Genomic DNA, 534 nt, shown 5'->3' on the forward strand with positions numbered 1-534 from the left:
GGGTATAACGCCTGCATAACACGTTTACTACTATGCAATTATACTTAAAATTGACGCCTTAAAACGAGAAACACTCGGCAAACTGAGATTGCCGAGTGTAGTAAATCGTGTTGATGCGATTGTTATATTTTACTACGCCATAGCAAAATTGATCGTGTGCACCTTAGTTAAATTCACGTTTTGTTTTGCTTGCCATAGATCGTAATTATCTTGCATTGTTAACCAACTTTCAGGCGTACGACCTAATGATTTAGAAAGACGTAATGCCATTTCAGGTGAAATTGAACTCTTACCCTTTATTACTCGATTTAGAGTTGAAGCTGCAACATCAAGCTGTTTAGCAACAAAGCGACAACTATAGCCAAATGGTTCCATATAAACGTCATGGATAAACTCACCTGGATGTGGGGGATTGTACATAGCCATTAATGGTAATCCTCGTAATTTAAAATGTAAGCATTACCATCGACAAACTCGAAAGTAACACGCCAGTTACCATTTACTGTAATTGACCAAATTCCATCTCTATCCCCT

At 37.8% G+C, this 534-nt stretch carries 2 protein-coding genes; both read right to left on the reverse strand.

All coding sequences use genetic code 11. From position 1 onward, the window contains the following. Nucleotides 1-132: 132 nt before the first annotated feature. Nucleotides 133-426 carry a HigA family addiction module antitoxin gene (locus PVK70_RS18910; RefSeq protein WP_017023495.1) on the reverse strand — a complete coding sequence of 98 codons (294 nt, stop codon included), beginning with the start codon at nucleotides 424-426 and terminating at the stop codon, nucleotides 133-135. Further along, nucleotides 426-518, reverse strand: coding sequence for a type II toxin-antitoxin system RelE/ParE family toxin (locus tag PVK70_RS18915; protein WP_443111806.1), 93 nt, complete (start codon nucleotides 516-518; stop codon nucleotides 426-428). Before PVK70_RS18915 ends, PVK70_RS18910 begins: the two co-directional genes overlap by 1 nt. Nucleotides 519-534: the final 16 nt, after the last annotated feature.

The sequence above is a fragment of the Aliivibrio sp. A6 genome (assembly GCF_028765505.1).
GTDB classification, from domain to species: domain Bacteria; phylum Pseudomonadota; class Gammaproteobacteria; order Enterobacterales; family Vibrionaceae; genus Aliivibrio; species Aliivibrio finisterrensis_A.